Consider the following 13,462-nt stretch of genomic DNA (forward strand, 5'->3'; position numbering starts at 1 on the left):
CCCGCAGGCGATACGATCGTCGCCGTCACAGGCCTCGAAAGGAATCACACGCCCCATGCGCCGCACCCTTGCTCTGACCGCCCTCACCGTCTGCTCCGCGGCAATCCTCACCGCCTGCGGTGGCGACAGCGACACCGCCGCCTCCGAGACGACGTCCGCCTCGGCTTCCGTGGCGGCGAGGACGACCGCCGCCACCGCCCCCGGCAGCCGCGTGTTCTCGGTCGCCGACGACCCGCAGACGGCCGCCGACTACCTGGCCTACCTGCGCGCGAACAACCAGACCGTCACCGACGACGACCTCGCGGTCCATCAGGCCGGTGAGATCTGCACCGCCCTCGACGCAGGCAAGCCCCTCGATCAGGTGCGTGAGGAGTGGACGCCGATGCTCACCAACGACGGCGTCTACCCGTACATCATCGGCGCGATCACGCGGTACTGCCCCGATCACGAGAACGTCCTCAACTAGTACGCGCTTCGCGCCCGTGCGCCTTTCTGGTTGTTGCAGCTACCAAAAAGGGGCACGGGCGGCGGAGCCGCCCCTGTGGGAATACCTGGACGCAGCGGGTGTTACACACCATGAAGTAGTTGAACAATCAATTACCTAAGTACGAGGAGACACCCCATGCCTGCCGTGACGGTCGACAACATCCTTGCCCTGCCGCGTATCGACGCACCCGCTCCCGGCGCCGTCGACCGCCCGGTCCGTTCGCTCACCACCGCACCCGTCGGCTACGAGGGCGAAGGCTTCCCGGTTCGCCGCGCGTTCGCCGGCATCGACCTGACGGCCCTCGACCCGTTCATCCACATGGACCAGATGGGCGAGGTCGACTACGCACCCGGGGAACCCAAGGGCACCCCGTGGCATCCGCACCGCGGCTTCGAGACCGTCACCTACATGATCGACGGCATCATGGAGCACCAGGATTCCAACGGCGGCGGCGGCACCATCGGTGGCGGCGACACCCAGTGGATGACCGCGGGCGGCGGCATCCTGCACATCGAGACCCCGCCCGAGCACCTGGTGATGAGCGGTGGCCTGTTCCACGGCGTCCAGTTGTGGGTGAACCTGCCGCGCGACAACAAGATGGCCGCGCCCCGCTACCAGGACATCACCGGCCAGAAGGTGGCCCTGCTGTCCTCGTCCGACGGCGGCGCTCTCGTTCGGGTGATCGCCGGTGACGTGGACGGACACCACGGCCCCGGGTCCACGTACACGCCGATCAGCCTCGTCCACGCGACGATCGCACCGGGTGCGAGTCTGACGCTGCCGTGGAACCCCGAGTTCAACGCGCTCGCCTACGTCCTCGCGGGCGAGGGGCTCGTCGGTTCGGAACGTCGTCCGATCCGCATGGGCCAGACGGCCGTCTACGGACGCGGTGACACCCTCACGATCGCCGCGGCTGACACACAGGATTCGCGGACCAAGTCCTTCGAGGTGTTCCTCCTCGGCGGCAAGCCGATCCGCGAGCCCGTCGCGATGGCCGGACCGTTCGTCATGAACACCAAGGCCGAGGTGCTGCAGGCGTTCGAGGACTTCCAGGCCGGCCGCCTGGGTTCCGTTCCCGCGGCGCACGAAACGCTCGACTGACCCCATGTGAGTGGCAAAGCGTGGCGGGGCACACAATGCCACTCACGTGCGGAAGACAATGCGCTACAGACGATTCGGCGCCAAGCTCAGGGGCGCCGGATCTTCGCGTCGATGCGGTGGATCCGTAGGTCGTCCTGCGGGATTTGGAACGTCTCGATCACCCGGACCGTCACGAGGGTGCGGCCGAACAGTCCGGCGTCGAGGAGGTAGTCGACGGTGACGTCGTCGCCGTCGACCGTCCACACGCAGTCGCGGATCGCCCGGATCACCCGGTACTGGGGGCCGCCGGACAGGCTTCGGCGCAGGTGATTTCCGGAGAATGCCGTCTTCAGCCCCATCTCGTAGCGCACGGCCCGCGGCTCGATGGGCACCGTGTTGCCGTCGTGGCTGAGCAACGCGTCCAGATAGGCCCGGGCGACATCGACCTGTGTGTTCATGTCAGTAGTCGAACATTTCGGCTGCGGCGAGCACCAGCGTTTCCGCGTCGTCGCAGCTAGGCGCGGATGCCGCCACGGACGCGGTCAGCCGATTGCTGCGTTTGTCCCGTTCGCTCACCGGACTCGACGGCAGGTTCGTGTCGAACACCGCACCCGGGTAGAAGTAGTAGTGACATTCGAGTGCGTCCCGGAAGTACGTGAACGTCTTGCCGTCGAGTTCGACCTCTTCGGGGCCGCCGGTCTGCGACGGTTCGGGCGACAGCGCCAGTTGCACGGATGCCGCGTCGCCGCCGCGGAGCGTCAGGAGACATTCGTAGGGACGGCTACCCGGAGAGAACGTCTCGACGCCCCGTCCGGACATCTTCTCGACCACCCGGCACGGATCCTGCTGCGCGAGAGGAATATCCGAACGCACCGGCGCCGGGGTGCGCAGCCTGCCGGCGACTGATCCGAGGACCGTGCGGGCCTCGGCGCAGTCGTCGCCGCCGGCGGAGTCACCCGTTCCGCCTGCCCCGTCGAGATACGACACGTGCCCCCATCGCCCCGGGGCGGTGTCGTCGTCCGGCACTCCCGGAACCGGCGGCAGCGAGAAGTAGAGGGTGCACGTGCCGGGGAGCGTGCCGACCGCGGGACGCACCTCGATTCCCGACGTCACCTCGCCGGCACCGGTGTCCTCCGTGGGTTCGCGTTCGCCCACCGTCACCTCGACCCAGACGGGGTTGGCGGGTGTGCCGCGGGGAGGCACCAACTCGGCGTGGCAGGTGGACAGATCGCCGACGGGCCCGAATGCAGTGACCTGCCCGAGCGAGGCGACGAGATTTTGGTCGAGCAGTCCGCACGGCGCGATGTCGCGGGCCCCGGCGGCGACGGCCAACTCGACGCGGCTGTGGTCGCTCACGGGCAGGCCGTAGATCGGCTCGCCGACCCCGGCGACGCTCGGCGCTCCCTCGACCACCCCGGCGCACGACGCGAGCAGTGCCGCAAAAAGTGCGGCGACCAGCGGTGTTACCACTGTCGCGCTGCGGCCCACCGCTGTCTCCTCACTCGGACTTCGAACCCCGGCACGCGAACGATGGTGCCCGGAGTACAGTGCTGAGTATGCAGCGCGCACTCCTCCTTGGTTGCCGCGACGGGGTCTGATCCAGACTGGCTTCCCGTCGCGGGGTTTCTCGTGCGCCGGTCGACACAGCCGTTGGACTCAGAAAGTCCACATCGAACCTGGAGATCAATCCCATGTCCCCCGCTGACGCCTTTACCTCCGGAACGCGCACCATCACGCCGCCTTCCAAGCCTGCTCCCTCCGATCAGCCGGAGTGGAACACGCAGAAGAATTCGTCGATGCCAACGTTCCGCTACCGCTCCTTCTCCGAAGAAGTGGAGCCCGTGTCGCTGCCGGACCGCTCGTGGCCCGACAAGATCATCGACCGTGCGCCGCAGTGGTGCGCGGTCGACCTCCGTGACGGCAACCAGGCGCTGATCGACCCGATGAGCCCCGCCCGCAAGCGCCGCATGTTCGAACTGCTGGTGCGGATGGGCTACAAGGAGATCGAGGTCGGCTTCCCGTCGGCGAGCCAGACGGACTTCGACTTCGTCCGCGAGATCATCGAAGACGGAGCGATTCCGGACGACGTCACCATCCAGGTGCTCACGCAGTCCCGGCCGGAACTGATCAAGCGCACGTTCGAGGCCTGTGAGGGCGCGAACAAGGTGATCGTCCACTTCTACAACTCGACGTCCATCCTGCAGCGGCGGGTGGTGTTCAAGGCCGAGCGCGACGTGATCAAGAAGATCGCGACCGACGCGGCGACCCTGGCCCTCGAAGAGGCGAAGAAGTACCCCGACACGCAGTGGCGCTGGGAGTACTCCCCCGAGTCGTACACCGGCACGGAACTCGAGTACGCCAAGGAGGTGTGCGACGCCGTCACCGAGGTGCTGCAGCCGACGCCGGAGAACCCGGTGATCCTGAACCTGCCCGCCACCGTCGAGATGGCGACGCCCAACGTGTACGCCGACTCCATCGAGTGGATGCACCGCAACCTGGCCCGCCGCGACTCGGTCATCCTGTCGCTGCACCCCCATAACGACCGCGGCACCGGCGTGGCCGCCGCCGAGCTGGGCTACCAGGCAGGCGCCGACCGCATCGAGGGCTGCCTGTTCGGCAACGGTGAGCGCACCGGCAACGTCTGCCTGGTCACGCTCGGCCTCAACATGTTCACCCGGGGCGTCGACCCGCAGATCGACTTCTCGAATATCGACGAGATCCGCCGCACCGTCGAGTACTGCAACCAGCTGCCCGTCCACGAGCGTCACCCGTACGGCGGCGACCTCGTGTACACCGCGTTCTCGGGCAGCCACCAGGACGCGATCAACAAGGGTCTCGACGCCATGAAGTTCGACGCCGACTCGCAGGACGCGGACGTCGACGACATCCTGTGGGCGGTTCCCTACCTGCCGATCGACCCCAAGGACGTGGGCCGCACCTACGAGGCCGTGATCCGCGTCAACTCGCAGTCCGGCAAGGGCGGCGTCGCGTACATCATGAAGGCCGATCACGGGTTGGTGCTGCCGCGTCGCCTGCAGATCGAGTTCTCGCAGGCCGTCCAGCGGATCACCGACGGCGAGGGCGGCGAGGTGTCGCCCAAGGAGATGTGGGACGTCTTCCACGAGGAGTACCTGGCTCCGATCACGCCGCTCGAGCGGATGAAGCAGAAGGTCACGGCGTCCGAGGAGGACGGCGGCACCGACTCCATCACCGCGACCGTGAAGGTCGACGGCAAGGAGCACGAGATCTCGGGTTCGGGCAACGGCCCGCTCGCCGCGTTCGTCGACGCGCTCGCCACCATCGACTTCGACGTGCGTGTGCTCGACTACTCCGAGCACGCCATGTCGGCCGGTGACGACGCCCAGGCGGCCGCGTACGTCGAGTGCGCGGTGACCGCTCCCGACGGACGGAACACCGTGGTCTGGGGTGTCGGCATCGCGACGTCGATCACCACCGCGTCGCTGCGCGCCGTCGTCTCGGCGGTCAACCGGGCGCACTGACCGCTTCCCGACCCTCGCTGCCGCAGGCGCGCACCACGCGCACCTGCGGCAGCGTCGTTTCCGGCCACGGAAAGCGGCTCCCTCCGGGCTTCGGGTGACTACCCTGGTAACGGAGTCCACACCGGACCCGAACCGCCTCGGACCCTTCGGGGGGCGTCGTGAATCTGGCATTTCAACAGCATCTTCCGGTCCGTCCGTATCCGGCCCGGCGCCGCCCCAAGGGCAGCTTCTTCTACAAGATGATCACAACGACGGATCCCAAGGATCTGGGGATTCTGTACCTGATCACGTCGTTCGTCTTCTTCATGGCCGGCGGTCTGATGGCGCTGTTGATCCGCGGCGAGCTCGCCGTTCCGGGTCTGCAGTTCCTGTCGAACGAGCAGTACAACCAGCTGTTCACGATGCACGGCACGATCATGCTGCTGCTGTACGCGACGCCGATCGTGTTCGGGTTCGCCAACTACATCCTGCCGCTGCAGATCGGCGCCCCCGACGTCGCGTTTCCCCGCCTCAACGCGTTCAGTTACTGGGCGTTCCTGTTCGGCGGCACCATCGCGATCGCGGGTTTCATCACTCCGGGTGGCGCCGCGGACTTCGGCTGGACGGCGTACTCGCCGCTGACGAGCGCGCTGCATGCGCCGGGCGTCGGCGCCGATCTGTGGATCATGGGGCTGGCGCTGTCCGGTCTCGGCACCATCCTCGGCGGGGTCAACATGATCACGACCGTCATCTGCCTGCGAGCCCCGGGCATGATCATGTTCCGGATGCCGATCTTCACGTGGAACATCTTCATCACCAGCATCCTGATCCTGGTGGCGTTCCCGATCCTCACCGCAGCGCTGATGGGGCTGTTCGTCGACCGCCATCTGGGCGGCAATCTGTACGACCCGGCCACCGGCGGCGTGCTGCTGTGGCAGCACCTGTTCTGGTTCTTCGGCCATCCGGAGGTGTACATCGTCGCGTTGCCGTTCTTCGGCATCGTGTCGGAGATCTTCCCGGTCTTCAGCCGCAAGCCGCTCTTCGGATACAGCGGGCTCGTCTACGCGACGATCGCCATCGCCGCCCTCTCGATCGCCGTGTGGGCGCACCACATGTACGCGACGGGCGCGGTGCTGCTGCCGTTCTTCTCCTTCATGACGTTCCTGATCGCGGTACCCACCGGGGTGAAGATCTTCAACTGGATCGGCACCATGTGGAAGGGGCAGCTGACGTTCGAGACCCCCATGCTGTTCTCGCTCGGCTTCCTCATCACGTTCATCTTCGGCGGCCTCACCGGTGTCATCCTCGCGAGTCCCCCGCTGGACTTCCACGTCACCGACAGCTACTTCGTGATCGCCCACTTCCACTACGTGCTGTTCGGGACGATAGTCTTCGCCACGTACGCAGGCATCTACTTCTGGTTCCCGAAGATGACGGGCCGCATGCTCGACGAGCGTCTCGGCAAATGGCATTTTTGGACCACGTTCACCGGTTTCCACGGCACGTTCCTCGTCCAGCACTGGCTCGGCGCCGAGGGGATGCCGCGCCGCTACGCCGACTACCTGCCCTCGGACGGCTTCACCGTCCTCAACTCGGTCTCCACGGTGTTCGCGTTCGTCCTGGGCGCGTCGACCGTGCCGTTCGTCTGGAACGTCTTCAAGAGCTACCGCTACGGCGAGGTGGTCACGGTGGACGATCCGTGGGGGTTCGGCAACTCCCTGGAGTGGGCGACGACGTGCCCGCCTCCGCGGCACAACTTCACCGAGCTGCCGCGCATCCGCTCCGAGCGGCCCGCGTTCGAACTGCACTATCCGCACATGGTCGACCGGATGCACCGCGAGGCACACGTCGGAGTGCGGGGCGCGGTGGCGCACGCGACCGAATCGGCGGGTGCCGATCCGAAGGTGAACCGCCAGTAACTTCTGCGTGAAAGTTCCCTTCCCCAAGAGCTTCTCGGGGAACCGGACGAAAACGACTCTGTGACAACGGGTTGCAGATACCTCTCCGGAGGACGCCCAGTTCGGCGGAATTCCGGCCGCATTACTCCCTCGTAGCGTCGACACGCAAGTCCTTGAACGCTTGACAAGCAGATCGGCGCCTCGCAGAAGTTACGCGCGGGTACAAATTTTCGACGTTATGCTCGCATTCCCCGAGCATCGGTCCCGCAATGGCGCAGGTCCGACGATCGCGTTCGGGACGCCCCTGGAGGTAGTCAAGTGGGTTGTGCAGGGGTGCACGTGTCCGCGAAGGCGGCACCCAGTCCTCGGCGGACATGGCCTTGGCCATCGAAACACTCTGCGGATCAATGAGTTTTACGGAAACGGAGCGATAACAGATGTTCAAGCGAATAGCGATAGTCAACCGCGGCGAAGCGGCGGTCCGCCTGATTCGTGCGGTGCGCGAACTGAACGCCGAGCACAACTACGGCATCCGCACGATCGCACTCCACACGGAGGCAGAACGCCGCGCGATGTTCGTTCGGCAGGCCGACGAAGGTGTGTGCTTGCGCACAGTCAAGACCGGCACCGCCTACCTCGATCACGCCGAGCTGGCCCGCGCGCTGCGCGAGAGCAAGGCCGACGCCGTGTGGGTCGGCTGGGGCTTCGTCGCCGAGGATCCCGCGTTCGTCGAGGTCTGCGAGCAGCTCGGCATCACGTTCATCGGCCCGCCCGCCGAATCGATGCGCCTGCTGGGCGACAAGGTCGAGGCCAAACTCCTCGCCGAGAAGGTGGAGGTCCCGGTCGCGCCGTGGAGCGGCGGCCCCGTCGCCACCCGCGCCGACGCCCGCCGTCACGCCCAGGCCATCGGCTACCCGCTCATCATCAAGGCCCGCTCCGGTGGTGGTGGCCGCGGTATCCGCAAGGTGTGGTCGGAGGACGAACTCGAACTCGCGCTCGAACGCACCCAGGGTGAGGCCCAGCGGTCCTTCGGCGACCCCGTCGTGTTCATCGAACGACTGGTCACCGACGCACGCCACGTCGAGGTACAGGTGATTGCCGACAACTTCGGCAACGTCTGGGCTCCCGGTGTGCGCGACTGCTCCATCCAGCGCAAGAACCAGAAGGTCATCGAGGAGTCCAGCTCGCCGCTCCTCACCTCCGACCAGTCCAACCACCTGCGCACCGTCTCCGCAGAGCTCGTGCGCGCCGCCGGCTACCGCGGCGCCGGCACGGTCGAGTACCTGTACCAGCCCGAGCAGAAGACGTTCACGTTCCTCGAGGTCAACACCCGCCTCCAGGTCGAGCACCCCATCACCGAGGCCACCACGGGCATCGACCTGGTGAAGCTGCAGATCCTCGTCGCCAGCGGTGAGCCGCTGGTCGGCGACTGCCCGCCCGAGTTCGGTCACGCCGTCGAGGCCCGCCTCAACGCGGAGGACGCCGCCAACGGCTTCGCTCCCGCGCCCGGCGCCGTGCAGCTGCTCAAGTTCCCGCTCGGCAGCGGCCTCCGCGTCGACACCGGTATCGCCCAGGGCGACGTCATCCCGCCCGACTACGACTCGATGGTCGCCAAGGTCATCGCCTGGGGTCGCGACCGCTCCGAGGCGCTCGCGCGTCTGCGCACCGCTCTCCGCGAGACCACGGTCGTGCTGCAGGGCGGCACCACCACCAAGTCGTTCCTGCTGGACCTGCTGGACCGCGAAGAGGTCATCTCGGCGTCCGCGGACACCGGCTGGCTGGACCGCACCGACGCAGGCACGTCCAACGTCCCGTCCCGGACCGCGGATGTCGCCCTGATCGCCGCCGCCATCGACATCTACGACGCCGAGGAGAAGCTCGAGCGTGAGGCGTTCCTGTCGTCCGCTCGGGGTGGACGGCCCCGCGCCGGCCACGCCATCGGCCGCAAGGTGGAGCTCAGCTACCAGGGCCAGGCCTATGGGCTCACCGTCACGCAGGTCGGCGCCCACAGCTACCGCGTCGACGGGGACGCCCCCGAGACCGAGGTCGAGGTCGACCGGCTCAGCGAGTTCGAGAGCCGCCTGGTGATCGGCGACCGCCGCCACCACGTCGTCTCGGTCGCAGGCCGCGCCCAGTACCTCGTCGAGGTCGACGGCATCAGCCACCAGATCAGCCAGGACGAGGCCGGCGTCGTCCGCGCACCGGCTCCCGCAGTCGTGGTCGCGGTGCCTGTGTCCGTCGGCGACGAGGTCGAGGTCGGCGCCACGCTGGTCGTCCTCGAGAGCATGAAGATGGAGACCGCGGTCCGCGCTCCCGTCGCAGGCCGGGTGCGGGAAGTTCTCGCCATGGTCAACTCCCAGGTCGACGCCGGAACGGCACTGCTGCGCGTCGAGGAGAGCTCGGAGGAGTCCACCGCTCCGAAGTCGCCTCGCGTCCAGTTCGATCTCGGTGCCCCCGCTTCGCACGGGAACACCCGGGCCGACGCCCTCGAGCAGATCGACGCACTCGCCGCACTGCTCACCGGTTACGACGTCAGCGCGAAGCGCGCCGGAGTGCTCCTCGCCGATTACGAGAAGCTGCGCGCCGAGATCGCGGGCGACCCGGATCTCGTGCAGGCAGAGCTCGCTCTACTGAACACGTTCGCGGATATCTGCGAGATCGGACGTAACCGTCCGACCGCCGCCGAGGAGGACGGTGACGAGCGCGTCCACAGCCCGCGCGAGCACTTCCACACCTACCTCCACACCCTCGACGTCGAACTCGAAGGCCTGCCCGAGTCGTTCACGACCCGGCTGTCGCGGGCGCTGCGTCACTACGACGTCACCGACCTCGAGCGCACCGCCGAGCTGGAGGAGGCGGTCTACCGTCTGTTCCTCGCGCAGCAGCGCATGGACAACCAGGTTCCCGTCATCGCCGCACTGCTCGATCGGTGGCTGAACGACGGCAACGCTCCCGGCCGCGCACCCAGCGGACTCGGTGAGGTCCTGGACCGGCTGATCATCGCCACCCAGGTCCGGTACCCGGTGATCGGAAACGTCGCCCGCAACGTGCGGTTCCGGTTCTTCGACGAGCCGCAGATCCGCAAGGCCCGCGAGCAGGTCTACGACGGTGTCCGTGGCAGCCTCGAGTACCTCGCCGAGCGTCCCGACGCCGCCGACTACCAGGAACGCCTCGAGGCCCTGGTCGCCACCCCGCAGTCGCTGACCGAGCTCCTCGGGCAGCGGATCGCACGCAAGAGCACGACCGTCGGGCCGCTGCTCGAGGTCGTCACCCGTCGCTACTACGACATCCGCACGCTCGAGGACGTCACGTCCTTCGACCGCAACGGACGGCGTTTCGTCACCGGCAACTTCGACCTGCTCGGCGAGCGCCTCAACCTGGTGTCGGCCGTCGCCGAGTACGCCGAACTGCCCGGTGCGCTCGACGAGATCGGTGCCGTCGCCGCGGAGAACCCCGCCAACCTCGTCCTCGACCTCTACCTGTCGTGGACCGCACCGCCCGCCGACCCGAACACGATGTCCGAGGACCTGCGGAAGGCGCTGGCGGCGCTGCCGCTGGCCGCGACCTGCCGCCGGGTCACGGTGTCCGTCTTCGGCGGAACCGACATAGACGTCCGCAAGTTCACGTACCGCCCGGACGACGCAGGTGTCCTGGCGGAAGAGACGCTGATCCGGGACATGCACCCGCTCACCGGCCAGCGACTCGACCTGTGGCGCCTGAAGAACTTCGACGGCACCCGCCTCCCCGCGGTCGCCGACACGTTCCTGTTCAACCTGGTCTCGCGCGACAACCCCACCGACGAACGCCTCATCGCGCTCGCCGAGATCCGCGACATCACGCCGGTCCGCAACGAAGACGGCCAGGTCATCGGTGTTCCCGCTGCGGAGCGCGTGCTGCAGTCGTGCCTCGACGGCATCCGCCGGGCGCAGGCCACGCGCGGCAGCAAGCGCAAGCTCGACGCCAACCGCGTCGTGCTGTACGTGTGGCCGAAGATCGACGTCCCGGTCGAGGACCTCGAGGCGTTCGCCCGGGTCGCGGCACCGCTCACCGCGGGCGCCGGACTCGAGGAGATCACCGTGATCGCCCGGCTCCAGGGCGAGCCCGGCACGGAGTCGCGGGAGAAGGCTCTGCGCTTCTCCTACCGCACCGGTGCCGGCGTGGTCGTCAAGGTCACCGAGCCGCCGACCGAGCCGCTGCAGCCGCTCGACGCGTACACGCAGAAGGTCCGCAGCTCACGTGCCCGCGGCACCGTCTACCCGTACGAGCTGATCCCGCTGCTCACCGGCCGTGACGGCAGCTTCGTCGAGCACGACCTGGACGAGACGGGCCAGCTTGTTCCCGTCGAGCGTCCGTACGGTCAGAACAAGGCCGGCCTCGTCGTCGGTCTGGTCACGGCCCGCACCGACCGGCATCCCGAGGGAATGACCCGCGTCGCGCTCTTCGGTGACCCGACGAAGGCACTGGGCACCGTCGCGGAAGCCGAGTGCGCCCGCCTCGTCGCCGGTGTCGACCTGGCCGAGAAGCTGGGTGTCCCGGTCGAGTGGTTCGCGCTGTCGTCCGGCGCGACGATCTCCATGGACAGTGGCACCGAGAACATGGACTGGGTGTCCCGCGGCCTGCGTCGCCTCATCACGTTCACGCAGAACGGTGGCGAGGTCAACGTGATCGTGGCCGGCATCAACGTCGGTGCGCAGCCGTACTGGAACGCCGAAGCCACGATGCTGATGCACACCAAGGGCATCCTCGTCATGACGCCGGACAGTGCCATGGTGCTCACCGGTAAGAACTCGCTCGACTACTCGGGTGGCGTCTCGGCCGAGGACAACTTCGGCATCGGCGGTTACGACCGCGTGATGGGCCCGAACGGTGAGGCGCAGTACTGGGCGCCGAACCTGCCCGCCGCGTGCGAGATCCTGTTCGCACACTACGACCACGCGTACGTCGTTGCCGGAGAACGCTTCCCGCGCCGGGCGCAGACCAGCGACCCGATCGGGCGCGACGTGCGGTCCTTCCCGCACATCCACCCGTCCAGCGACTTCACCACGGTCGGCGACATCTTCTCCGCGGAGACGAACCCGGAACGCAAGAAGCCGTTCGACATTCGCACGGTGATGCGTTCACTCGTCGACCAGGACCACGCGGTGCTGGAGCGGTGGGCCGACATGGCGGACGCCGACACGTCCGTCGTGTTCGACGCGCACCTCGGCGGTTACCCGGTGAGCGTCATCGGCATCGAGTCGCGGGCCATCGCCCGTAAGGGATGGTCGCCGGCCAACGGTCCCGACCAGTGGACTGCGGGAACGCTGTTCCCGCAGTCGTCGAAGAAGACGGCCCGGGCGATCAACGCCGCCAGCGGCAGCCGTCCGCTCGTCGTGCTGGCCAACCTGTCCGGCTTCGACGGTTCCCCGGACTCGCTGCGGCACATCCAGCTCGAGTACGGCGCCGAGATCGGCCGCGCCATCGTCAATTTCGACGGCCCGATCGTGTTCTGCGTCGTCTCCCGCTACCACGGTGGCGCGTTCGTGGTGTTCTCCGGAGCACTGAACGACAACATGGAGGTGCTGGCGGTCGAGGGTTCGTTCGCCTCGGTCCTCGGTGGTGCCCCCGCCGCGGCCGTGGTGTTCACCCGCGAGGTCAACTCTCGGGTGGCCGCCGACCCGTCGATCCGGGAGCTCGAAGCCAACCTGGCGGGCGCCCAGAACGACGCCCAGCAGGCTCACCTGCGGGTGGAGCTGGCGGCCCAGCAGGCTGCGGTGCGCAACGAGAAGCTCGGTGAGGTCGCGGCCGAGTTCGAGGCTGTGCACAACATCCAGCGGGCACAGCGGGTCGGCTCCGTCGACGCCGTCATCCCGGCCGTCGAGCTGCGTCCGTACATCATCGGTGCGGTCGAGCGCGGCATGCGCCGGGCGGTCGAAGCAGGCAAGTAGTCCCTACCCGAACGGCCGCGGCACCTACCGGTGTCGCGGCCGTTCGGCGTTTCGCGACCGCGGGCGGGGTCGGCACCGGCCACATTTCACCTGTTTCGGATGACGCGGGCGCCCCGGCCCGGTGCGATAGTCGGCGCAGAGTGAATTCGACTGTGAATGGAGCGCTGCAATGGACTCTTTCTGGGACTTTCTCTGGGTGATCATCGTCACGTTCGGCTTCGTGGCCTACCTGATCCTGTTGTTCTCCATCATCACCGACCTGTTCCGCGACCATAAGACGTCGGGCTGGGCGAAGGCCATCTGGATCATCTTCCTGTTCTTCATCCCGCTGCTGACCGCGCTCGTGTACCTCATCGTCAAGAGCGACGGCATGGCCCAGCGGTCGATGGCGGCCGCGCAGGAGGTGAAGCAGGCGCAGGACAGCTACATCCGTTCCGTCGCGGGCAAGTCTTCGGCCGAGCAGATCGCGGACGCGAAGGCACTGCTCGATGCAGGCACCATCACTCAGCAGGAGTACGAGACGCTGAAAGCCAAGGCGCTGGCCTGACCCCGCACCGTCACCGTCGAAGGCCCGCCCCGGTGCGGGCCTTC

The 13,462-nt window shown here is 67.5% G+C and carries 8 protein-coding genes; 6 read left to right on the plus strand and 2 right to left on the minus strand.

All coding sequences use genetic code 11. The features are described from left to right. Positions 1-55: 55 nt before the first annotated feature. A complete protein-coding gene (locus tag GO592_RS28530) occupies positions 56-466 on the plus strand; it encodes a DUF732 domain-containing protein (protein ID WP_005248623.1) in 411 nt (136 codons plus the stop codon). Positions 467-622: 156 nt separating this feature from the next. After that, positions 623-1,588: a pirin family protein gene (locus GO592_RS28535; RefSeq protein WP_005569602.1), complete on the plus strand. Its 966-nt coding sequence runs from the start codon at positions 623-625 to the stop codon at positions 1,586-1,588. A gap of 86 nt (positions 1,589-1,674) precedes the next feature. Here GO592_RS28535 and GO592_RS28540 read toward each other — a convergent pair whose 3' ends face one another. Both GO592_RS28540 and GO592_RS28545 read right to left on the minus strand, forming a co-directional pair. Next, positions 1,675-2,025 carry a hypothetical protein gene (locus GO592_RS28540; RefSeq protein ID WP_007298438.1) on the minus strand — a complete coding sequence of 117 codons (351 nt, stop codon included), beginning with the start codon at positions 2,023-2,025 and terminating at the stop codon, positions 1,675-1,677. 1 nt (position 2,026) lies between these two features. Next, entirely contained in the window at positions 2,027-3,055 is a 1,029-nt protein-coding gene (locus GO592_RS28545; RefSeq protein ID WP_007298437.1) for a hypothetical protein, read from the minus strand. Positions 3,056-3,258: 203 nt separating this feature from the next. On the opposite strand from GO592_RS28545, the gene leuA reads away from it, so the two are divergent. From leuA to GO592_RS28565, 4 genes are all read left to right on the plus strand, one after another. Further along, the gene (gene leuA, locus GO592_RS28550; RefSeq protein ID WP_005569596.1) at positions 3,259-5,067 is read left to right on the plus strand and encodes a 2-isopropylmalate synthase; all 1,809 of its coding nucleotides are present in this window, start codon (positions 3,259-3,261) and stop codon (positions 5,065-5,067) included. Between the two features lie 158 nt (positions 5,068-5,225). Beyond that, positions 5,226-6,965 carry an aa3-type cytochrome oxidase subunit I gene (ctaD, locus tag GO592_RS28555; RefSeq protein WP_007298436.1) on the plus strand — a complete coding sequence of 580 codons (1,740 nt, stop codon included), beginning with the start codon at positions 5,226-5,228 and terminating at the stop codon, positions 6,963-6,965. A gap of 416 nt (positions 6,966-7,381) precedes the next feature. Then, positions 7,382-12,871, plus strand: coding sequence for an ATP-binding protein (locus GO592_RS28560; RefSeq protein ID WP_007298435.1), 5,490 nt, complete (start codon positions 7,382-7,384; stop codon positions 12,869-12,871). A gap of 169 nt (positions 12,872-13,040) precedes the next feature. Then, positions 13,041-13,418, plus strand: a complete 378-nt coding sequence (locus GO592_RS28565; RefSeq protein WP_005253383.1) for an SHOCT domain-containing protein — start codon at positions 13,041-13,043, stop codon at positions 13,416-13,418. Positions 13,419-13,462 lie beyond the last annotated feature (44 nt).

The sequence above is a fragment of the Rhodococcus sp. 21391 genome (assembly GCF_016772255.1).
Lineage (GTDB): Bacteria > Actinomycetota > Actinomycetes > Mycobacteriales > Mycobacteriaceae > Rhodococcus_F > Rhodococcus_F opacus.

Bases quoted from the DNA above. Each gene is read 5' to 3' on its own strand.
- GO592_RS28565 (WP_005253383.1), top strand. From the start codon at position 13,041: ATGGACTCTTTCTGGGACTTTCTCTGGGTGATCATCGTCACGTTCGGC.
- GO592_RS28530 (WP_005248623.1), top strand. From the start codon at position 56: ATGCGCCGCACCCTTGCTCTGACCGCCCTCACCGTCTGCTCCGCGGCA.
- GO592_RS28560 (WP_007298435.1), top strand. From the start codon at position 7,382: ATGTTCAAGCGAATAGCGATAGTCAACCGCGGCGAAGCGGCGGTCCGC.
- GO592_RS28540 (WP_007298438.1), bottom strand. From the start codon at position 2,025: ATGAACACACAGGTCGATGTCGCCCGGGCCTATCTGGACGCGTTGCTC.
- GO592_RS28535 (WP_005569602.1), top strand. From the start codon at position 623: ATGCCTGCCGTGACGGTCGACAACATCCTTGCCCTGCCGCGTATCGAC.
- leuA (WP_005569596.1), top strand. From the start codon at position 3,259: ATGTCCCCCGCTGACGCCTTTACCTCCGGAACGCGCACCATCACGCCG.